Origin of the sequence: Cellulomonas gelida (assembly GCF_006538725.1) — a bacterium.
Lineage (GTDB): Bacteria > Actinomycetota > Actinomycetes > Actinomycetales > Cellulomonadaceae > Cellulomonas > Cellulomonas gelida.
Genome location: NZ_BJLQ01000033.1, coordinates 1 through 20763 on the forward strand (window position 1 = coordinate 1; position 20763 = coordinate 20763).

The 20763-nt window shown below is 74.0% G+C and carries 20 protein-coding genes; 6 read left to right on the forward strand and 14 right to left on the reverse strand.

What is annotated here, in order from left to right; all coding sequences use genetic code 11:
* Positions 1–635: alpha-amylase family glycosyl hydrolase (locus tag CGE01nite_RS13065; protein WP_255318515.1), on the reverse strand; the 635-nt coding region annotated here is incomplete at its 3' end.
* Positions 632–2935, reverse strand: a complete 2304-nt coding sequence (glgX, locus tag CGE01nite_RS13070; RefSeq protein WP_141371328.1) for a glycogen debranching protein GlgX — start codon at positions 2933–2935, stop codon at positions 632–634. The genes CGE01nite_RS13065 and glgX, both read right to left, overlap by 4 nt.
* Positions 2936–3090: 155 nt before the next feature.
* Here glgX and CGE01nite_RS13075 point away from each other — a divergent pair, with 155 nt between their 5' ends.
* The gene (locus tag CGE01nite_RS13075; protein WP_141371329.1) at positions 3091–4344 is read left to right on the forward strand and encodes an NAD(P)/FAD-dependent oxidoreductase; all 1254 of its coding nucleotides are present in this window, start codon (positions 3091–3093) and stop codon (positions 4342–4344) included.
* An 11-nt stretch (positions 4345–4355) separates the two neighbouring features.
* On the opposite strand, the gene CGE01nite_RS13080 is transcribed toward CGE01nite_RS13075, so the two are convergent.
* Positions 4356–5453, reverse strand: a complete 1098-nt coding sequence (locus tag CGE01nite_RS13080; protein WP_141371350.1) for a carboxylate-amine ligase — start codon at positions 5451–5453, stop codon at positions 4356–4358.
* Positions 5454–5594: 141 nt separating this feature from the next.
* Here CGE01nite_RS13080 and CGE01nite_RS13085 point away from each other — a divergent pair, with 141 nt between their 5' ends.
* Complete coding sequence (locus tag CGE01nite_RS13085) at positions 5595–6062, forward strand: hypothetical protein (RefSeq protein ID WP_048344207.1); 468 nt, start codon at positions 5595–5597, stop codon at positions 6060–6062.
* 30 nt (positions 6063–6092) lie between these two features.
* Here the strand turns inward: CGE01nite_RS13085 and CGE01nite_RS13090 are convergent, their stop codons facing one another.
* Genes CGE01nite_RS13090 through CGE01nite_RS13100 form a run of 3 tightly spaced genes read right to left on the reverse strand, consistent with a single transcriptional unit; the run spans position 6093 to position 8859 of the window.
* Entirely contained in the window at positions 6093–6962 is an 870-nt protein-coding gene (locus CGE01nite_RS13090) for an ABC transporter ATP-binding protein (protein WP_141371330.1), read from the reverse strand.
* Complete coding sequence (locus CGE01nite_RS13095) at positions 6959–7816, reverse strand: ABC transporter ATP-binding protein (RefSeq protein ID WP_141371331.1); 858 nt, start codon at positions 7814–7816, stop codon at positions 6959–6961. Before CGE01nite_RS13095 ends, CGE01nite_RS13090 begins: the two co-directional genes overlap by 4 nt.
* Positions 7813–8859, reverse strand: a complete 1047-nt coding sequence (locus tag CGE01nite_RS13100) for an ABC transporter permease (protein ID WP_141371332.1) — start codon at positions 8857–8859, stop codon at positions 7813–7815. The genes CGE01nite_RS13095 and CGE01nite_RS13100 overlap by 4 nt, the downstream gene beginning before the upstream one ends.
* A gap of 63 nt (positions 8860–8922) precedes the next feature.
* Between CGE01nite_RS13100 and CGE01nite_RS13105 the strand changes: the two genes are divergently transcribed.
* The 4 genes from CGE01nite_RS13105 (at position 8923) to CGE01nite_RS13120 (ending at position 14314) form a co-directional block, all read left to right on the forward strand.
* Positions 8923–9558 carry a TetR/AcrR family transcriptional regulator gene (locus CGE01nite_RS13105; protein ID WP_229747552.1) on the forward strand — a complete coding sequence of 212 codons (636 nt, stop codon included), beginning with the start codon at positions 8923–8925 and terminating at the stop codon, positions 9556–9558.
* Between the two features lie 252 nt (positions 9559–9810).
* Entirely contained in the window at positions 9811–11535 is a 1725-nt protein-coding gene (locus CGE01nite_RS13110) for a glycosyltransferase family 2 protein (RefSeq protein WP_141371333.1), read from the forward strand.
* A complete protein-coding gene (locus tag CGE01nite_RS13115; RefSeq protein WP_141371334.1) occupies positions 11532–12263 on the forward strand; it encodes an HlyD family secretion protein in 732 nt (243 codons plus the stop codon). Before CGE01nite_RS13110 ends, CGE01nite_RS13115 begins: the two co-directional genes overlap by 4 nt.
* Positions 12260–14314: a glycosyl hydrolase gene (locus CGE01nite_RS13120; RefSeq protein WP_141371335.1), complete on the forward strand. Its 2055-nt coding sequence runs from the start codon at positions 12260–12262 to the stop codon at positions 14312–14314. The genes CGE01nite_RS13115 and CGE01nite_RS13120 overlap by 4 nt, the downstream gene beginning before the upstream one ends.
* On the opposite strand, the gene CGE01nite_RS13125 is transcribed toward CGE01nite_RS13120, so the two are convergent.
* From CGE01nite_RS13125 to CGE01nite_RS13160, 8 genes are all read right to left on the reverse strand, one after another.
* The gene (locus CGE01nite_RS13125; RefSeq protein WP_053071689.1) at positions 14311–15018 is read right to left on the reverse strand and encodes a potassium channel family protein; all 708 of its coding nucleotides are present in this window, start codon (positions 15016–15018) and stop codon (positions 14311–14313) included. The genes CGE01nite_RS13120 and CGE01nite_RS13125 overlap by 4 nt on opposite strands.
* A 74-nt stretch (positions 15019–15092) precedes the next feature.
* Positions 15093–15521, reverse strand: coding sequence for a pyrimidine dimer DNA glycosylase/endonuclease V (locus CGE01nite_RS13130; RefSeq protein ID WP_307722646.1), 429 nt, complete (start codon positions 15519–15521; stop codon positions 15093–15095).
* A gap of 8 nt (positions 15522–15529) precedes the next feature.
* Positions 15530–16447, reverse strand: a complete 918-nt coding sequence (locus tag CGE01nite_RS13135; protein WP_141371337.1) for a prenyltransferase — start codon at positions 16445–16447, stop codon at positions 15530–15532.
* Positions 16444–16815 carry a lycopene cyclase domain-containing protein gene (locus CGE01nite_RS13140; protein ID WP_048343409.1) on the reverse strand — a complete coding sequence of 124 codons (372 nt, stop codon included), beginning with the start codon at positions 16813–16815 and terminating at the stop codon, positions 16444–16446. Before CGE01nite_RS13140 ends, CGE01nite_RS13135 begins: the two co-directional genes overlap by 4 nt.
* The gene (locus CGE01nite_RS13145; RefSeq protein WP_141371338.1) at positions 16812–17192 is read right to left on the reverse strand and encodes a lycopene cyclase domain-containing protein; all 381 of its coding nucleotides are present in this window, start codon (positions 17190–17192) and stop codon (positions 16812–16814) included. The genes CGE01nite_RS13140 and CGE01nite_RS13145 overlap by 4 nt, the downstream gene beginning before the upstream one ends.
* Positions 17189–18829, reverse strand: a complete 1641-nt coding sequence (gene crtI, locus CGE01nite_RS13150; protein WP_371857587.1) for a phytoene desaturase family protein — start codon at positions 18827–18829, stop codon at positions 17189–17191. The genes CGE01nite_RS13145 and crtI overlap by 4 nt, the downstream gene beginning before the upstream one ends.
* Positions 18817–19713, reverse strand: coding sequence for a phytoene/squalene synthase family protein (locus CGE01nite_RS13155; protein ID WP_048343407.1), 897 nt, complete (start codon positions 19711–19713; stop codon positions 18817–18819). The genes crtI and CGE01nite_RS13155 overlap by 13 nt, the downstream gene beginning before the upstream one ends.
* The gene (locus CGE01nite_RS13160; protein WP_141371340.1) at positions 19710–20762 is read right to left on the reverse strand and encodes a polyprenyl synthetase family protein; all 1053 of its coding nucleotides are present in this window, start codon (positions 20760–20762) and stop codon (positions 19710–19712) included. The genes CGE01nite_RS13155 and CGE01nite_RS13160 overlap by 4 nt, the downstream gene beginning before the upstream one ends.
* Position 20763 lies beyond the last annotated feature (1 nt).

The following is a 20763-nucleotide window of genomic DNA, read 5'->3' on the forward strand; positions in this document are numbered from 1 at the left end:
GGGAGCCGGTAGTGCTGACGCTCGAGCAGCTCGACGAGCGGCAGGTGCTCGGTGCCCTCGCGGACCGGGAAGACGTGGTCGTGGTACCGCAGCACCACGCGCGCGCCGTGGCCCGGGACCTCCTCCTCGCCGAGCACGAGCTCGCCGCGAGCGACGACCGCGCCGATCCGGTCGCCCAGCACGGGCATGAGCACCGCGCCGTCGCCCGCCGACCAGTCGACGTCGAACCACGCGGCGTAGGGCGAGTCGGGCCCGTCCTCGAGCACCGACCACAGCGCGGAGTTGTGCCACACGGGCGTCGGGACGGCCATGTGGTTCGGGACGATGTCGAGCACGAGGCCGAGGCCTGCCTCGTGCGCGACCGACGCGAGCCGGCGCAGCCCGGGCAGACCGCCGAGCACGGGTGAGACCTCGTCGTGCGCGACGACGTCGTAGCCGTGCGTGGAGCCCGGGGCCGCGGTCAGGACGGGGGAGAGGTACACGTGCGTGACGCCGAGCGACGCGAGGTACGGCACGCGCCGCGCGACGTCGTCGAACGTGAGGTCGGCGCCGAGCTGGACGCGGTAGGTGGAGACGGGCACCGGACGGCCCGCCGCCGGCAGGCGACGCGACGGCGTCTGACGGACCTCCGTCACGCGTCGGCACCGGTCGACGGCTGCGACGTCCCGCTCGCCGCCGCGGCGCCGTCGGCCGACGGTGCGGAACGGCCCGAGCCGGCGGGGCGCTTGCTCGCGCGGCGCTTCGTGCCCCGCGCGGGGACCACCTTCGCGGCCTCGCGCGCCGCGGCCGCCACAGCGCCCGAGCCCGACGTCGCCGGGATCTGCTGGAGCGGCGGACGCGTCAGCACGACCATCGAGTGGCGTGCGAGCGCGAGCTCCTCGCCGGGAGCGGCGGTGTCACCCGGGTCCACCTGGGAGTCGGTGTCGAGCACCGCGGTCCACACCTCGCCGTAGTCGCTGTCCGGGATGGTGAACGACGTCGGGTCGGGCTGGCCGTTGAACAGGATGAGGAACGAGTCGTCGACGATCTCCTCGCCGCGCAGGTCCGGCTCGGCGATCGCGTCGCCGTTGAGGAACACCATGACGGAGCGCGCCATCGAGTTGTTCCACTCGTCGTCCGACATGTGCGTGCCGGACGGCGCGAGCCACTCGATGTCGTGCAGGTCCGACTCGCCGCCGTGCTCGGGCGCACCCGCGAAGAACCGGCGGCGACGGAACACCGGGTGCTCACGGCGCAGCCGGACGACGCGTCGGGCGAACTCGAGCAGCGCCGTGCGCTCGTCGTCGAGATCCCAGTCCACCCACGACAGCTCGTTGTCCTGGCAGTACACGTTGTTGTTGCCCTGCTGCGTGCGTCCCAGCTCGTCTCCGTGCGCCAGCATCGGGATGCCCTGCGAGAGCAGCAGGGTCGCGAGGAAGTTGCGCTGCTGACGGCCGCGCAGGGCGTTGATCGCGGAGTCGTCCGTCGGGCCCTCCACGCCGCAGTTCCACGAGCGGTTCCAGCCCTCGCCGTCGCGGTTGTCCTCGCCGTTCGCCTCGTTGTGCTTCTCGTTGTAGGACACGAGGTCGCGCAGCGTGAAGCCGTCGTGCGCCGTGATGAAGTTGACGCTCGCGATCGGCAGCCGCCCGGTGTGCTCGTACAGGTCCGACGACCCCGACAGCCGGCTCGCGAACTCGCCGAGCGTCGAGGGCTCGCCGCGCCAGAAGTCGCGCACGGTGTCGCGGTACTGGCCGTTCCACTCGGACCACAGCGGTGGGAACCCGCCCACCTGGTACCCGCCGTCGCCCACGTCCCACGGCTCGGCGATCAGCTTGACCTGCGAGACGACCGGGTCCTGGTGGACGAGGTCGAAGAACGCCGAGAGCCGGTCGACCTCGTGGAACTGACGGGCCAGCGTCGCCGCGAGGTCGAACCGGAAGCCGTCGACGTGCATCTCGGTGACCCAGTAGCGCAGCGAGTCCATGATCAGCTGCAGCACGTGCGGCGAGCGCATGAGCAGCGAGTTGCCCGTGCCCGTCGTGTCGAAGTAGTGCTCCTTCTCGTCGTCGACGAGCCGGTAGTAGTTCGCGTTGTCGATGCCGCGGAAGCTCAGCGTCGGGCCCAGGTGGTTGCCCTCAGCGGTGTGGTTGTAGACGACGTCGAGGATCACCTCGATGTCCGCCGCGTGCAGCTCCTTGACCATCGCCTTGAACTCCTGGACCTGCTGCCCGGGGTGGCGGAAGGCCGCGTACGCGTTGTGCGGCGCGAAGAAGCCGATCGTGTTGTAGCCCCAGTAGTTCGACAGCCCCTTCTCCTGCAGCGACGGGTCGTCGACGAACTGGTGCACGGGCATGAGCTCGACCGCGGTCACGCCGAGCTGCTTGAGGTGGTCGATCACCGCGGGGTGCGCCATGCCGGCATACGTCCCCCGCAGCTCCTCCGGCACCGCGGGGTGGCGCTGCGTGAGGCCGCGCACGTGCGCCTCGTAGACCACCGACTCGTGGTACTCGTGCTCCGGCGGGCGGTCGTAGCCCCAGTCGAAGTAGGGGTTGATGACCACCGAGATCATCGTGTGCGCGGCGGAGTCGTCCTCGTTGCGCTGCTCGTGGTCGTCGAACCGGTAGGAGTACAGCGACGGGTCGCCGTCGACCTGGCCGTGGATCGCCTTGGCGTACGGGTCGAGCAGGAGCTTGGACGGGTCGCAGCGGTGCCCGTTCTCCGGGTCGTACGGCCCGTGCACGCGGTAGCCGTAGAGCTGGCCGGGCTGGACCGTGGGCAGGTAGCAGTGCCAGACGAACGCGTCGACCTCGACGAGCTCGATGCGTCGCTCGCTCCCGTCGGGTTCGAGCAGGCACAGCTCGACGCGTTCGGCCACCTCGGAGAACAGCGCGAAGTTCGTGCCGGTCCCGTCGTAGGTGGCGCCGAGGGGGTAGGGGCGTCCGGGCCAGGTGAGCATGCGGACCAATGTGCCAGCGACCGGCCAGGTCGGCAGCCCATGGGGCGCTGGAGTTCGTCACACGCTCGCCCGCGGCGCGCCACGACGGTGCTGTTGCCCTCGGGCTCCGGACCTGCTCGGCTGGGGCTCCGAGCGGCACCAGACAGGAGACGGCGATGTCAGGACGAGTGGTGGTCGTGGGCGGCGGGCTGGCCGGCGCGAAGACGGTCGAGGCGCTGCGCGAGCGGGGATTCGACGGCTCGGTCGTGCTGCTCGGCGCGGAGCGGGAGCGCCCCTACGAGCGCCCGCCGCTGTCGAAGGGGTACCTCACCGGGTCCGACGAGCGTGAGCAGGCGTTCGTGCACGCGCCCGAGTGGTACGCGGCGCACGACGTGGACCTGCGTCTCGCCGTCACGGTGACCGCGATCGACCGCGGCTCGCGCGAGGTCGTCGACTCCGACGGGACGCGAACCGGCTACGACCACCTGGTCCTCGCGACCGGGTCGGAGCCGCGCCGCCTCGACGTGCCCGGCGGCGACCTCGACGGCGTCGTGACGCTGCGCACCCTGGCGGACAGCGACCGGTTGCGCGAGCAGCTCGCGCGCGTGGCGGGGTCGGGCGGGCGCGTCGTCGTGGTCGGCGGCGGCTGGATCGGGCTCGAGGTCGCGGCGGCGGCGCGCACCGCGGGGTGCGACGTGACCGTGCTGGTGCGCGACCCGGCGCCGCTGCTGGCCGTGCTGGGGGAGCGCCTCGCGCACGCGTTCGCTGACCTGCACCGCGAGCACGGCGTCGACCTGCGCACGCTCGTGGACGTGCGCGCGCTGCAGCCCGCACAGCCCGGCGGCACCGCGGTCGGCGCGGTCGAGCTCGCCGACGGCACGCGGCTCGACGCCGCGCTCGTCGTCGTCGGGATCGGTGCCACCCCGCGGTCGGGCCTGGCGCGCGACGCGGGTCTCGCGGTGGGCGCCGACGGCGGGATCGAGGTCGACAGCGGGCTGCGCTCGTCGGACCCGCACGTGCTCGCGGTGGGTGACCTCGCGGCCGTGGACCACCCGTTCCTCGGCGAGCGCGTCCGCGTCGAGCACTGGGACGCGGCCCTGCACCACGGTGCCACCGCCGCAGCGACGATCCTGGGCGTCGACGAGCCCTACGACCGCCTGCCGTACTTCTTCACCGACCAGTACGACCTCGGCATGGAGTACACGGGGTGGCCGGGCTCCCAGGGGTACGACGAGGTCGTCGTGCGCGGCGACGAGGCGGCGCGCGAGCTCGTCGCGTTCTGGCTGCGGCAGGGGCGCGTCGTCGCCGGCATGAACGTCAACGTGTGGGACGTCGTCGACGACGTGCAGGCGCTGATCCGCTCGCGCGCCGTCGTGCGGCCCGAACGCCTCGCCGACCCCGGCGTGCCGCTGGCCGATCTCGCCCGCTGACGCTGGCCGGGTCAGCCCACGAGCGCGTGCGCGCCGAGCGTGCGCTGGGTCGCACGGCGGACCACGGCCGCGTCGTCGTCCCCGCGGGCGCGCCAGGCCATCTGCTCGATCGCGCCGTTGCCGCGGCGGCGGACCTCGGTGAGCTGGCGCTCGACCGCCTCGAGGTCGCCGTTGTCGACCAGTGCGTCGCGCACGTGGTCGACGAGCTCGTCGACCACGTCGGCCGCGGGCGCCGGTCGCCACGACAGCGGGCTGACCAGCTCGCCGCTGAGGCCCGACCGCGCGGCCCGCCAGGCCGCGGTGCGCAGCACCTCGACACGCGGCGGTGCCGGGTCGACGGGGCGCCGGACCGCGGTGTCCGCGAGCGCACGCACGAGCGCGGCCTGCAGCGCGGCGTCGGCCGCGTCCAGGCACACGTCCGCGACGCGCACCTCGACCGTGGGGTAGCGCTGGGACAGGCGGGCGTCGAAGTAGAGCATCCCGTCGTCCAGGATCGTGCCGCTCGCCAGGAGCGACTCGACGAGCGCGCGGTACCCGGCCGCGTCGCCGAACGGCGCGGTCGGGCCCGCCGTGGGCCAGCGGCCCCACACCTGCGACCGGTAGCTCGCGTAGCCGCTCGCCACGCCCTGCCACGCCGGGCTGTTCGCGGACAGGGCGAGCAGCACTGACGTCCACGGGCGCAGGTGGTCGAGGATCAGCACGCCCTCCTCGTCGTCCGCGACGGACACGTGCACGTGGCAGCCGCACGTCAGCTGCTCGTGCGCGGTCAGACCGAAGCGGGCACGGATCTGACCGGCGCGCTTGTCCGGGATCACCGTCGGGTCGACGGCCTGCGGCGCGGTGCCGAGCGCCGCGATGCGCACGCCCACGGCTTGTGCGAGGTCGTCGACGCGCTCGCGGCCCCGGCGGATCTCGGTGAGCAGCTCGCCCAGGTCGGTGCACGGCTTGGTCGACGTCTCGACCTGCTCGCTCTTGAACTCCTTCTCGACGTCGCCGCCCGGCTCGGCGGTCCGCGGCACCTCGCGCGCCGCGAGCCCGAGCACGGCCGGTGACTGCGCCGCGGGCTCGCCCTCGGGCGTGACCAGCAGGTACTCCTCTTCGACTCCCATGGTGCGCACGCGGCAAGTCTGCGGTGGCCCGCGCCGTCCGGCGACCCGAGCAGCGGCGCAGGCGCCCGCCGACGGGCCGCCGCGGCGTCTGCAAGGACCACAGGGTTCGCCACACGAGACCGGTAGGCGGAAGGAGCCGGTGTGCAGGCGACGACGCGTGCGGTGCTCGGCGGCGCGACCACGGTCGTGGGGGTCGTCGGCGTGCTGGTGGCGGCCCTCACGGCGTGCCAGCAGACCGCGGGCGCGGCCGTCCCACGGTCCTCCGCGACCGGGACGACCACCGCGGCGACCACCCCGGCGACGATCGCGGCGTCCTCGTGCGGCGTCGTCCGGCTCGACCAGGGCGAACGCGTGCCGGAGCCCGCCTGGGCGTGCCTCGACGCGGCGCTGGACGCGGGTCGCGCGGCCTCGCTCGTCGTGACGCAGCCGACCACGGAGGGTGACCCGATCGTCCTCACCTACCGGGTCGGCGGCGACGTGCAGGGCATGGAGGTCGTCACGGACGACCGCGCCGACGAGTTCGCCCCGCCGGACTCACGCGGCCTGCACCGTGAGCTGTGCACGGGCACCGTGCGGGTCGCCGAGCCGCGGGACTGCCGCCCGGCCTGAGCCGACGAGTGGCGGCAGCACGGGCGCCGCTCAGGCGACGCGCACGCGGTCGGTGTCCAGCGCGACCATGACCTCCTCGAGCGTCGCGGCCACGTCCCGGACGCGCGCGTCGAGCCCTGCGTCGCGCAGCACGGCCTCGACCCGCTCGCGGGGGACGGCGGCGACGCGCACCGACCGGCCCGCGAGCATGACCGGGAGCCCCGCGCCGTCGAGGACGGTGAACGCCTCCTGCCAGGACGCGGCGTCGACCGCGACCGCCGTCGTCGACGCGGTGATCTCGGCCTCGGACCCGGTGGCGACCACGCGTCCGCGCGACATCAGGACGAGCCGGTCGCACTGCTGCGCCTCGCTCATGTAGTGCGTCGTCACGAGCACCCCGACACCCGCGTCCGCGCGTGCGTGCACGCGGTCCCAGAGCCGCGCGCGCGCGAGCGGGTCCACGCCGGACGTCGGCTCGTCGAGCACCAGCAGCGCGGGGGAGTGCGCGAGCGCGACGGTGAACGCGAGCCTGCGCTGGCGGCCGAGGCCGATCGCGCCGACGAGCGTGTCGGCGACCGGGACGAGATCCGCGGGCACGGGCGGCGTCGGGTGACCGTACGCGCTCGCGGCGAACGCCAGGTTCTCCCGGACCGTGAGGTCGTCGTAGAGCCCGAGCCCCTGGGCCACGTACCCGACGCGGCGCCGGGTCGACCTGCTGGGGGCCTCCCCGAGCAGCCGGAGCTCGCCCGCGTCGGTCGCAGTCAGTCCGAGCAGCATGCGGATCAGCGTCGTCTTCCCGGCACCGTTCGCGCCCAGCAGCCCGACGATCTCGCCCGACTCGACGGACAGCGAGACGTCGTCCACCGCGACCTGGTCGCCGAACCGCCGCGTGACCGCCGCGACCCGCACGAGCTCGGTCATGCCGTCGCCTCGCGCGCGAGCGCCGCGGCGACGACGGCGTCCTCGAGGTCGACCGGCACGGCCTGCCCGACGGGTTCGGCACCGACCGGGAACCAGGCGCGGACCTCCCGCCCGCGGCGCCAGGTCCGCGCCGGGTCGTGCGTCGCGGTCGCGCGGCGCACGTGGCCCGGCGCGCCGCGCACGACGTCGTCGGGCGGCCCTGACAGCAGCGTGCGCCCCTGGTCGAGGACCAGCACGGTGCCGGCGCGCTCGGCCTCGTCCAGGTACGTGGTGGAGAACGCGACGGCCGCACCGGCGGACGCCGCCTGCGCGACGAGCCGCCACAGGTCGACCCTGCTCACCGGGTCGACCCCGGTGCTCGGCTCGTCGAGGACGAGCAGCACCGGGTCGTGCAGCGTCGCGAGGCCGAACGCGAGCTTCTGACGCATGCCGCCTGATAGCTGCGACGCGAGGCGCCGCCGGGCCTCGCGCAGGCCGGTCGCGTCGAGCAGGCGCTCGCGCCGGCGCTCGAGGTCGCTGCCACGCAGCCGGTGCGCGGCGCCGACGAAGTCGACGTGCTCGTCGACCGTGAGCTCGGCCCACGTCCCGCCGCCCGTCGGCATGAAGCCGATCCGGCGCCGGTCGGGTGCGACGACCGAGCCGTGCTCGACCGGGACGACCCCGGCCAGCGCCCGCAGCAGCGTCGACTTGCCGGCGCCGTCGCCGCCGACGACCGCGGTCACGGCACCCGCGGGGACCGGGAGCGTCACGTCCTCGAGCGCGCGCACGTCGTCGAACCGCACGCTCACGCCGTACGCACCGAAGTCGCGCCGGCGCGGCTCGTCCTTCGTGCCCGCCCTTGCCTCGCTCGTCATGCCGACACCGGCTCGGCGGTGCGCGCGGTGGTGCGCCGGGCGGGCGCCAGGTCGCGCCGGAACCGCAGCACGGCGGCGCTGAACACGAGCACCGCCATGGCCGCGAGCACGACGAGCGCGGGCCACAGAGAGTCCAGCCCCGCGCCGCGCAGCATGATCCCCTGCGAGACCTTGACGAACCAGGTCAGGGGCAGGCAGTACCCGATCCACGAGATCGCGGCGGGCATCGCCTGCAGCGGGAAGATGAAGCCGGACAGCAGGATCTGCGGCATCAGGGTCATGAGCGCGACCTGGATCGCCTGGCCTTGGGTCTGCGACGCGGTCGAGATGAGCACGCCCACGCCGAGCACGACGAACAGGAACGTCGCCGCGGCGAGCGCGAACAGCGCCGGGTTGCCGTTGAACGGCACGCCGAAGATCCACACGCCGAGCAGCGTGACGACGAGCATGTCGAACGACGCGAGCAGGAAGTACGGCGCGATCTTCCCGACGATCACGTCGGCGGGTCGCAGCGGCATGACCGCGAGCTGCTCGAGCGTGCCCGTCTGGCGTTCCCGGACGAGCCCGATGCTCGTGATGATCGTCCCGACGAAGGTGAGGATCAGCCCGACGAGGGCCGGGACCATGACCCAGGACGTCGTGAGGTCGGGGTTGAACAGGACCTCGGTGAGCACCTGGTCGCCCGCACGTCCGAGGGCCGCCGACGCGGTCTGGGCGACGAAGAGGCTGGAGCCGTCGACGTACGCGGTGGGCGGGGACGTCGAGGTGTCGAGGACGACGTCGGCGACGTCGTCGCGCACCAGCCCGCGGGCGTCGTCCGCGGTGGCGCCGGGGTCCGTGCCCTGGACGTCGAACAACGGGGGCAGCAGCGTGGCGACCTGGTCGGCGTGAGGGCCTACGACCTGCGTCGAGATCGAGTCGATCGTGAAGTTCGCCGCGTAGCCGAACACGACGAGCAGCACGATCGGAAGCGCGAACAGCATCGCCATGGTGCGGTGGTCGCGCCGCAGCTCGCGGAACTCCTTGACGATCATGGCCCGCATGGCGGCCTCCCGGTACGCTCGGCGAGGAATATCCTCACGTGTGGAAATCTAGGGAGGTGGCGCGTGGTGGTCAAGGGGAGCGACGCGCCGGTCGACGAGCCCGCGGCGCGCCGTGGCAGGCGGCCGGGGGCGAGCACGACGCGGGACGAGATCCTCGCGGCCGCCCGTCGTCAGTTCGCCGAGGTCGGGTTCCGGCGCGCGACCGTGCGGGCGATCGCCGCGGAGGCCGGGGTCGACCCCAAGCTCGTCGGGCACTGGTTCGGCGGCAAGGCCGAGCTGTTCGTCGCGTCGGTGCAGCTGCCGTTCGACCCCCGGGTGCTCGCCATGCGCATCGCCGACGGTGACCGCGCCCACGTCGGCGAGCGGCTCGTCGCGGCTCTGGTGCACGGCGTGCTGGAGGACGCCGTGGCGCGCGGACGCGGGGTCGCCCTGCTGCGCGCGGTCGCGACCGAGCCGCAGCTGGCACCGCTCCTGCGGCGCCTCGTCGTCGCCGAGGTGCTGACCCCCGTGGCGCACGCGATCGGCGCCGACCATGCCGAGGTGCGAGCCTCCCTCGTCGCGAGCCAGATGGTCGGGCTGCTCCTCATGCGGCACGTGGTCGAGCTCGCGCCCTTGACCGAGCGCGGTGCCGACGAGCTCGTCGCGCTCGTCGCTCCCACCGTGCAGCGGTACCTGACCGCGGAGCTGCCGTTCGAGTGAGCGGCGCATCCGCCAGGCGGGCGCCCGAACGGGGCAATCCAGCGGCTCGACGTGCTGCCTGACCTGCGAGTTCGTCGAGTGTGACGTGGGACACAGTGGAACAGGTCTGGACAGATCGCCCGAACCGTCCATTAGCGTCGAGCTGTCACCACGGGGGCTCGCTTCCGTGATCCTGGCGCCACCGCCGCCGTCGCAACGGCACCGGTGGGTCCACCTCCGGTGCCCGTCTCGGGCACGACGGAGGGGGGCCCCATGGCCACGACGTTCGACAGGCTCGTCCTCGAGCCGCGCCGTACCGACGAGCCGCACGCGCGGCCGGCACGGTCGACCGAGAGCCAGGCGGCGCAGAGCCCCTCGCTCATCCTCATGGTGCTGCTCGCGAGCGCCGGCATCGTCATCTACGCCGTCTTCCTGCTCAACCCGGGCAACAGGGGGGACTGGCTGCCGTACTCGATGGTCATCGCCGCGGAGACCGTGCTCGTCGTGCACGCCCTCCTGGCGATGTGGACCGTGCTCTCGGCCGGTCACGACCCACGGTCGTTCGCGTTCCACCACGCGCAGGACCGCATGTACGACGTCGCCGACATCGTGCGGGGCCGTGTCGAGGACCGCCCGCAGGACTGGCAGATGTACCTGCGCAACCGGCCCGTCGAGATCGACGTGTTCATCACGACGTACGGCGAGGACCTCGAGACCATCCGCCGGACCGTGACCGCGGCCCTCGGGATGCAGGGCACGCACCACACCTGGGTGCTCGACGACGGCCGCTCCGACGAGGTCCGCGACCTGGCCGCCGAGCTCGGCGCGCGCTACGTGCGCCGCCTGTCGAGCAACGGGGCCAAGGCGGGCAACATCAACCACGCGCTGTCGATCGCCCACGGCGACCTGTTCGCCGTGCTCGACGCCGACTTCGTGCCGCGGCCGACGTTCCTGCACGAGACCGTGCCGTTCTTCTCCGACGACCGTGTCGCGTTCGTGCAGACCCCGCAGACGTACGGCAACCTGCACACCGTCATCTCCAAGGGCGCGGGCTACATGCAGGCGGTCTTCTACCGCTTCATCCAGCCCGGTCGGAACCGGTTCAACGCGGCGTTCTGCGTCGGCACGAACGTGGTCTTCCGGCGCGCGGCGATCGACTCGGTCGGCGGCATCTACTCCGACTCGAAGTCGGAGGACGTGTGGACCTCGCTCATGCTGCACGAGAAGGGCTGGCGCACGGTCTACATCCCCGACACGCTCGCGGTCGGGGACACCCCCGAGACCATCGAGGCGTACTCGAAGCAGCAGCTGCGGTGGGCCACGGGCGGCTTCGAGATCATGCTCACGCACAACCCGCTGTCCAGGCGGCACCCGCTGACGCTCGACCAGCGGCTGCAGTACACGGTCACCGCGACGCACTACCTCACGGGCATCGCCCCGCTCCTGCTGCTGCTCGTCCCGCCGCTGCAGATCTACTTCGACCTGACACCCATGAACCTCACGATCACGCCGTTGACGTGGGCGCTGTACTACGCGGGGTTCTACGTCATGCAGATCTTCCTGGCGTTCTACACGCTCGGCTCGTTCCGCTGGCAGGTGCTCCTGCTCGCGTCCGTGTCGTTCCCGATCTACACGCGGGCCCTGGTCAACGCGATCCTGCGCCGTGACCAGGCCTGGCACGTCACGGGCTCCAAGGGCGCGTACCGCTCGCCCTTCGCCTTCATCACTGCTCAGGTGCTCTTCTTCGAGTTCCTCGCCCTGACCACCGCCGTGGGCCTGTGGAAGGACGTCTCGAACGGGTACCCCAGCCTGGCCGTCGCATGGAACGCGACCAACACCCTGATCCTGGGCGGCTTCGTGCTCACGGCCTGGCGCGAGGCACGCGCCGGCCGCCGTGCGGCACGGGCGGCGGCCCGCAGGACCGCCACGCCCGCCGAGAACCGAAGCGTGCGCGAGGACGTCCCCGCCCTCGCGCTCACGACCGGAGGTGCCGCATGACCTGGCGCGTACGACTCAAGCTGTTCGTGGGCACCGTCGTCGTCCTCCTGGTGGCGGCCTACGCCACGTACCACGTGAACGAGCAGCGCAGCATCGCCTCGAGCGACTCCGCGCAGATCCTCGGGCAGACCTATGTCGTCGGCACCCCGTACGCGGGGCTCGTCGTCGGGCAGCACGTCACGGCCGGCGACGAGGTCGAGCAGGGCGACCCGCTGTTCGTCCTCGACTCCGCGTCGCTCGACCGCGACCTGTCCCTCGGCACGGTGAGCAACGCGGGCCAGGCGACGACCATCGACGCGGACGGCAACCTCGTCGTCCTCGCCACGCAGGACGGCACCGTCACGGAGGTCGGCGCGCGGCAGGGCACGTTCGTCTCGGCCGCCGACCACCTCGCGACCGTGCAGATCGCCGGGTCGCTGTACGTCCAGGCGGAGTACACGCTCTCGGCCAAGGAGTACGCGCGCGTGCCCGACGACGCCCCGGTCTCGATCGAGCTGCCGAACACCGCGACGCTCGCCGGGCACGTCGAGCGCGTGCAGGTGACCACGGTCGGCGGGAAGGCGCTCGCGCTCGTCACCGTGACGTCCGACGAGCTCGTCGACGGCGACCAGAACGGCCTCGTCGGCTCGGGCACGCCCGTGCAGGCACGCCTGTCGCTGCGCAACGACGGGGTGGTGACCACCGTCTCCGACGCCGTGACGTCCTACGTCCACGGGGTCTTCGGGTGACGCGGCGCGCGTGGCTGCTGGCCGCCGCGGTGGTCGTGCTCGCGGCGCTCGCGGGGGTGGCGGTCGCGTACGCCGCTGCCGAGCGGGACGACGGGTCCGGCCCGGGCGCGGCCGCGCCCGTCGCCGGCCCGAAGGACGCGGCCGTGCCCACCCCGGACGTGGCCGCCCTCGTGGCGGGCGTGCCCGCGCGCGACGTCGCGAAGCTCCCGCCCGCGCGCGTCGGTGACGGGGTGCTGCCGCAGTCCAACCGCTGGTACAGCGGCCTGGTGTTCGGCGATCAGCCCGTCTTCGCCCAGCCGCTGTCGTTCCAGCTCACGGGTCCGGGGTTCACGCTCGGCCTGCCCCAGCCGGTCGCGTCCGCGAAGACGGTCGCGGCCCCGCACGTCGTCGCGCTGACCGTCGACGTGGGCGCCGCGGGCTACACGGTCACCGCGGCCGACCCCGTCGCCGTCACGATCGCGCTGCTGGACGACGACGGCGAGGTGCTGGGTCACGTCGCGCTCGCGGAGGGTTCGCCCGTGGTGACGTTCACCGCCGCCCGGGACGTGACCGTCCGCACGGACGGCGCCCTGAGCGCGACGCCCGACGGGCCGGCGACCGCGCGCGGTGACGTCGGCGGTGCGACCTGGGCGCTGCGTGCGCCGAGCTTCGACGGCGGCACGACGGCGCTCGCCGACGGCGAGGTGGCCGGCTGGTACGCCCTGCCGCAGGACGCGACGAGCGCGTCGGAGCGTGCGCTCGCCGACGCCGCCCAGCATCCCGTGCAGGGCGTCGACGTCACGTACGGGGTCGATGCGCAGACCGCGCGCACCACGCTCACCTACCGGACGTCCGGGGGCGCCGGTGCGTACGTGCTCGCGCCGCACCAGCGCACGGGTGACCAGCCCGAGCGGGACGGGTGCGGGCTGGGCGAGTACGCGAGCGTCGGCGGGCCGCTGGAGCTGTGCGCGGGCTCGCGTCTCACCGCGTTCGCGCCGACCGTGCGACCTTCGGTCGTCCCGGACCTGACGGCCGCGTCGGCGCAGGAGCGTGACGCGATCCTCACGGCGCTGGTCGACGACGTCGCGGCCACGCCGCCCTTCCCCTCCGACACGTACTTCGGCGCGAAGGCGCTGTTCCGCGCCGCCACGCTCGTCGTGCTCGGCGAGCAGCTCGGCGCACCCGACGAGGTCGCCGACCTGCGCACGCGCACCGTCGACGCGCTGCGCGAGTGGACCCAGCCGGAGGGGTGCGTCGAGCGCGACGCCCGGTGCTTCGTCTACGACCCGGACGCGCGCTCGGTCATCGGGCTCACGCCCGCGTTCGGCTCGGACGAGCTCAACGACCACCACTTCCACTACGGCTACCTGCTCGCCGCCGCGGGGCTGCTCGCCTCCGACGACGCCGCGCTGGCCGACGAGCTCGCACCCGTCATGGACCTGCTCGCGGCGGACGTCGCCGCGGCGACGCCCAGCGACGAGCTCCCGCAGCTGCGCGCGTTCGACCCGTACAGCGGCCACTCGTGGGCGTCGGGGACGTCACCGTTCGCCGACGGCAACAACCAGGAGTCGAGCTCGGAGGCGGTCAACGCGTGGAACGGGCTCGGGCTGTGGGCGCAGGCGTCGGGTCAGGACGCCCTGGTCACGCAGGCGACCTGGCTCGCGTCCACGGAGTCGGCCGCGGCACGCACCTACTGGACCGCGCCGGAGCCGGTGCCGGGCTTCGACCACGAGATCGTCTCGCTCGTGTGGGGCGGCAAGCGCGACTACGCGACATGGTTCAGCCCCGAACCCAGTGCGATCCTCGGTATCCAGCTGCTCCCCATGGGCCCCGCGCAGGCAGCGCTCGCCACCGGCGTGGACCCGCAGCGGATCCGCGACGCCGTCACGGAGGCCGGGCCCGACGGCACCGCCACGACGTTCGGGGGCTACCTCCTGGCCTACCTTGCGCTCGCGGGCGAGGACGACGCCCGCGAGGCGTGGGACCGCCTCCTGGCGATCCCGGCCGACGCGGTCGACGACGGGACGTCGCGCGCCGCGCTGCTCGCCTTCGTCGCGGGGCTCGACGGCTAGGGGACCGGTGGCGGCCCGCCGACGCGCGGGCCGTGCCACGACGCGACCAGTCGCGCGACGATCGTCACGAGGTAGACCTGCGCGAGCAGCGCCTCGAACGTCGCGAGGCCTCGCCCGGCGTACGTCGCGGCGGTCAGGTCGCCGTAGCCGAGCGTCGTCAGCGTGGTGAACGAGAAGTACTGCAGCGCACGGCCGTCCGCCGTGGCACCGTCGGCGAAGAACGGCGGCTCGAGCCACGCCACGAGCCCGAACACGTGCGTGAACATGATGCCGAGCAGGAGGTAGCCGGACAGCGCGGCCGCGATCGAGCGCAGCGTCACGGTGCGGTGCTCGAGCACGCGTGCGAGGACCACGACGAGCGTGAAGCCGACGACGGCGGCGAGCGTCGCGTCGACCACCGCGACGGCGTCGCGCTCGGGCAGGAAGAGCAGCGACGACGCGGTGGCCACGACGCCCACGACGAGGATCGCGCGCATGGCACCGCGGACCCGCGGCGAGGGCACGGACGTGCGCACCGCGAGCACGAGGCTCACGAACAGCAGCACCGAGACCGCGACCTGCGCCCACAGCGCCGACGACACCGCGAACAAGATGTACCCCACCGACAGCAGGACGAGCACGAGTCCGTACAGGTCGGGGGCGAGCTCGCGGCGCCCGGCGTGCGTCGGCGTCGGGTCTGCGGTCGTGCCACCGGGGTCGCTCACGGCTCCTCCGCGTCCTGCCCGTGGTGCGCTGACGGGAGGCTACCGCTGCGCCCAGCGTCGCGCCGGGCGAACGGTCAGGTGCGCTCCCAGGTGGCGACGTCGCCGGGGACCACGACGAAGCTCGGGTGGGCGCGCAGCGGGTGCGCGCGCAGCCGCTCCGCGTCCGCAGGCGAGCGCTGGTCGAGCTTGGCGAGCAGGTGCGCGCGTTCGTACGCGAGCTGCCCGTTGGTCACGACGAGCAGGTGGTCCGCGACCCCCGTGCGGGGGACCACGACGCGCGTCCGGTCGAACCGGTAGCCACGCGCGTCGGCCTCGTCGGCGAGCGACTCGAGGTAGGTGCCGATCGCCGCGAGCGGCTCGGGGCTCGCGCGGAACCGCTCGAGCTGCGGGTGCCGCCCGTAGCCGCCTTCGGGCCGCCGCAGCGCGGATTGCGCCAGCAGGCCCTCACGCCACCCGGCCACGAGCCCGATGCGGTCGAGGTGCTCGGGGTGCAGCGACCACACGCGCACGGTCAGCCCCGCGCCGCGAACGCGGCGATGATCAGGCCCTGCGTGATCGCGAAGCCCGCGACGAGGTTGAGCCACAGGAAGCGCCGCCACCCGCGGTTCGCCTGCTCGCACTCGTCGTCCGTGAGCGACCGGAACGGCGTGATCGAGGCGAGGTAGGCCACCGGGACCACCGCCGCGAGGGCCGTCGGCCAGCCGGCGGTGAGCAGCAGGGCGGCCGCCAACGCGTAGCCGGCCATCGCGAGCCGAACCGTCCGCCGGGCGCCCAGCACGGTCGCGATCGAGCCGATGCCCGCACCACGGTCCGCGCGCACGTCCTGCACCGCGCCGAACGCGTGCGACGCGCAGGCCCACGCGAAGAACGCGAGCAGGGTCGCCGTGACCGACCACGACCACGTGCCTCCCGCGAGCGTCACCCCGAGCACGGCCGGGCTGACGAAGTGCGTCGCCGAGGTCACCGAGTCGAGGCCGGGGCGCTCCTTGAACCGCAGGCGAGGCGCCGAGTAGGCGACGACGGCGAACACGCTCACCAGCAGCACCACCAACGACGCCGGGCTGCGCCGGGCCACGGCGATCGCCGCGAGCGCGACGACGAACGGTGCGCTCGCCGCGACCGACACCAGCACCGTGGTCCGGTGCCACCGCGTGTCCAGCACGACGCCCTCGACGCCGCCCTTGCGCGGGTTCGCGAGATCGGACTCGTGGTCCCACACGTCGTTGAGCCCGTACATCAGCAGGTTGTACGGCACGAGGAAGAACACGGTCCCGACGACGAGCACCGCGTCGAGCCCGCCTCCGGCGAGCAGGTACGCGGCAGCGAACGGGTACGCGGTGTTGATCCAGCTCAACGGGCGCGACGACCCGACGAGCTGGCGGACCCCGGCACGCCAGTCGGTGCCGCGGCGGAGCTCGGCCGTGGTCATCGTCGTACCTCCGGACGTCGGGGCGCGGGCTGCGAGGCGTCCGCGGGCTCGTCGAGGGGCTTCCGGACGTGCAGCGCGGCGAGTGAGGGGAGCAGCAGGGCGGTGGCCAGCGGCCATGCGAGGTCCTCGACGGGGGCGCGCAGGACGCGCCAGCCGAGGAGCGCGGCCTCGTCGTACCGGAAGAGGTCCGTGGTGACCATGACGCTGTCGAACACGACCGTGAGCACGCCCAGCACGAGCGCCGTCAGGGCGACGACCGCGAGCAGGTGCGCGCGGGGGCGGCCGCGTCGCGGTTCGGTGGTGACGGCGAACGCCGTGACGGCGGCGCACGCGAGCACCACGACGACCGCCAGGCCCGCGTACGTCATGACGCCACCCGCGACGGCAGGTCGGGCGCGGCGCCGTCGACACCGCGAGACGTACGGACTCGCAGGACCCGGTCGGCACCGCCCGCGACGACGAGCGTCGTGTAGGACAGGAACGCGACGAACACGACCTCCTCGAGCGGCAGGTGCGGCGCGAGCCACACGCCCAGCAGCGCGTCGCTCTCCCCGCGCCCGTAGAAGCCGAGCGCGATCGCTGCGACGTCCCACGCGAGCAGCAGCGCCGAGCCGACCCCCACGAGGGCGAGCGTGCGGCGTCGGGAGCCGGGCACGTCGCGCCAGGCCGCGAGGCGCCATCGTCGGTCGAGCAGAGCGACGCCGACACCCGCCAGCAGGAGGCACAGCAGGTACGCGCCCGTCATGCCGGCACCTCGTGCCCGACCCCGGCGGGCTCGGGAAGCGGTGCGCCCGAGGTCTCGCCCCGCAGCCGCTTGACGACGAGCTCCGCGCTGATGAGGCACATCGGCAACCCGATGCCCGGCAACGTCGAACCGCCCGCGTACAGCAGGCCGTCGACCCGCGCCGAGACGTTGCGCCCGCGCAGGAACGCGCTCTGCCGCAGGGTGTGCGCCGGGCCGAGCGCGCCGCCACGCCAGGACGACAGGTCGTGGGCGAAGTCGGTGGGACCGACCGTGCGGCGCACGACGACGCGCTCGGCCAGGTCCGGGACCCCGGCCCATGACGCGAGCGTCGCGATCGCCGCGTCCGCGACGCGCTCGACGGCGGGGTCGCCGCCCCCGTCGAGCCCGCCCCGGCCGAGCGCCTCGTCGGCCGGGACCGGGACCAGCACGAAGAGGTTCTCGTGCTCCGCGGGAGCGAGGCCGTCGTCGGTGCGCGACGGTGCGCACACGTAGAACGACGCGGGGTCCGGCACCTGCGGGTGCGCACCGAGGACGGCGTCGAAGTTCGCGCGCCAGTCGCGCGTGAAGAACATCGAGTGGTGCGTGAGCTCCGGGACCCGCCCCCGCACGCCGAGGTGGACCAGCACCGCGCCCGGGCCGGGATCGCGCCGGCGCCACCACCGCTCGGGGTAGGTAGCCAGGTGCGGGGGGAGCAGCGCGGTCTCAAGGTGGTGCAGGTCGCCCGCTCCGACGACGAGGTCGGCCTCGATCACCTCGCCGCCGGCGAGCTCGACGCCGACGACCCGGTGCCGCGGCCCGCGCCCGCGCGCACCCTCGAGCTCGGTGGTCCGCACGGCGGTGACTCGTGCGGACGTCCGGACGCGCACGCCGGCCCGCGTCGCGCACCGCAGCACGGCGTCGATCACCGCACCGAACCCGCCGCGCGGGTACAGCACCCCCTCGGTGAGGTCCGCGTGGCTCATCAGGTGGTAGAGGCTGGGCGCGCGCTCGGGCGAGGTGCCGAGGAAGACCGCGGGGTAGCCGAGCACCTGGCGCGCGCGCGGGTCGGTGAACCGGTCGGCGACGAACCGCTCCAGGGACGTCGTCAGCAGGCGTCCGAGCCGCGGGGCGTGTCGCAGCAGCTCGCGGCGCAGCAAGGTCGTCGGTCGCGCGAAGGTCGAGTACAGGAAGTGGCGCAGCGCGAGCTCGTAGGCCTCGCGCGACGACGCGAGGTACTCCTCGAGCCGGGACCGCGAGCCGGGCTCGAGCGCCTCGAACGCCTCGTGCGCGCGCCCGGTGCGCACGTCGACCGACGTGACGCCTTCGCGGTCCTGGACCGGCGGCGGCCCGTCGGAGCGCTCGCCCGCGAAGAAGACCCGGTAGGCCGGGTCGAGTCGGACGAGGTCGAGCTCGGCGTCCGAGCTGGTCCCGCACAGGCGGAAGAAGTGGTCGAACACCTCGGGCATGAGGTACCACGACGGCCCGAGGTCGAACGTGAAGCCGTCGTGCTCCCAGGTCGCGGCCCGCCCGCCGACGTGGCCCTGCTGCTCGACCACGTCGGTGTCGTACCCCTCGCGAGCCAGCAGCGCGGCCGTGGCGAGCCCCGAGATGCCCGCGCCGATCACCACCGCGCGCGGTCGCGCGGTCACGACCGCCACCCGGCGGGCAGCAGCGTGCGTGCGACGACGAGCGCCTTGGTCGGCGCCGGCACGCGGACGCGCTCGCGGGCGATGCGAGCGGCGGGCGTCGCGCGCAGTCGGCCGGACAAGGCGGAGAACAGGTCGTGCGCGGCCCGCACGCCGCGCCGGCTGGACCTCGGCAGCGCGGCGACCGCGACCGCGGCCGCCGCCAGGTCCGCGTCGATGTCGTCGAGCACGGCGTCGCGCTGCGCGTCGGTCAGGACGCCGGAGTCGTCACCGGGCAGGTAACGACGGCCGAGCTGGTCGTGGTCGGCGGCGAGGTCGCGCAGGAAGTTGACCTTCTGGAACGCGGCTCCCAGGCGGCGCGCGCCGGGGGCGAGGCGGTCGTACCCGTGCGCTGCGAGCTCGTCGCTCGCGTCGGGCGCGCCGACGAAGACGCGCAGGCACATGAGCCCGACGACCTCGGCCGAGCCGAACACGTAGGCGTCGAGCGACGCCTCGTCGTGCTGGGCGGCGCGCAGGTCGGTGCGCATCGAGGCGAAGAACGGCACGACGAGCTCGGGACCGATCCCGTGCTCGCGTGCCGTCGCGGCGAACGCGTGCACGACGAGGTTGGTGGAGAACCCCGACTGGAGCGCGTCGAGCGTCTCGGCCTCGAGCGCGTCGAGGTAGGCGCCGCGCTGCTGCGGCGTCAGGTCGAGGTCCGGCGCGTCGACGATCTCGTCGGCGACCCGCACGAGCCCGTAGATCGTGCGCACGTGCCCGCGGACGGGCTCGCGCAGCAGCCGGCACGCGCGTGCGAACGAGGTCGAGTACTCGCCGACGACCGTGCCAGCGGCCGTCGCCGCGGCGTGCGCGTACCGCTGGGCGCCGCCCTCGGGAGTCCGTGCACCGTGCTTCATCCCGCACTCCAGACGTCGTCGTCGACGAGCGTGCGCAGGCTGCGCAGCACCGCCTCGGGGAGCCCCGCGTCGCGCGCGAGCGACTGGGCGGCGGTGAGGTGCTCGTCGACCAGGTCGGTGACGAACGCTCGCGAGCCGCACCGCTCCAGGTGCTCGCGCACCTCCCGAGCACGCCGCGGGGTGAGCGCCGGGTCGCCGAACGCCGGGGCGACCTGCGGCCAGGCGGGCGTCGTGCGCGCGTGCGCGACGAGCGCCGTGACCTTGCCCTCGCGCAGGTCGCTCAGCGCGCTCTTGCCCGTCCTCGCCTCGTCGCCGAACACGCCGAGCAGGTCGTCGTGGAGCTGGAAGGCGGTGCCGACCAGGCGGCCCACGCGGTCGAGGGCGGCGACCGTGGCGGTCGTGGCGCCCGCCAGGATCGCACCCGCGCTGAGCGGCAGCGAGAACGAGTACACCGCGGTCTTGAGCTCGGCGACCGCGAGCGTGTCGGCGACCCTCGGCTCGTCGACCTGGAGCGCGAGCCGCACGTCGTGCAGCTCGCCCGCGGCCGAGAGCGCCACGGTGCGGTCCAGGAGAGCGAGCAGGTCGGCGACCACCTCGGGGCGGGCCGGGACCGTGGCGAAGGAGCGCGTCGCGGCGACGAGCGCGAGGTCTCCGGCGAGGATGCCGGCCGCGCGGCCGTACCCGCGCGCCGCCGACCCGGATGCTCCCGCGTCCACGGCGCGCGCCGTGAACGTGCCGGACACGTTCGGCCGGCCGCGCCGCACGTCGTCGTGGTCGATCACGTCGTCGTGCACGACGAACGCGGCGTGCAGGAGCTCGACCGCGTCCGCGAGCTGGGCGCACGCGGTCTCGTCGGTGCCACCGAGCGAGGCGTACGCGACGCGCAGCAGGTGCGGGCGCACACCACGGCCGCCCCGGGTCGCGTCGCCTGCCGCGGCCCACAGGGCGCGTGCCTCGTCGTCGTGCAGGAGCACTCCGGGTCCGGCCCGGAAGGTCTCGAGCGGTCCGGGCTCCAGGCCCGTGACGGGGGCTCCCGCGAGCGTCGTCATG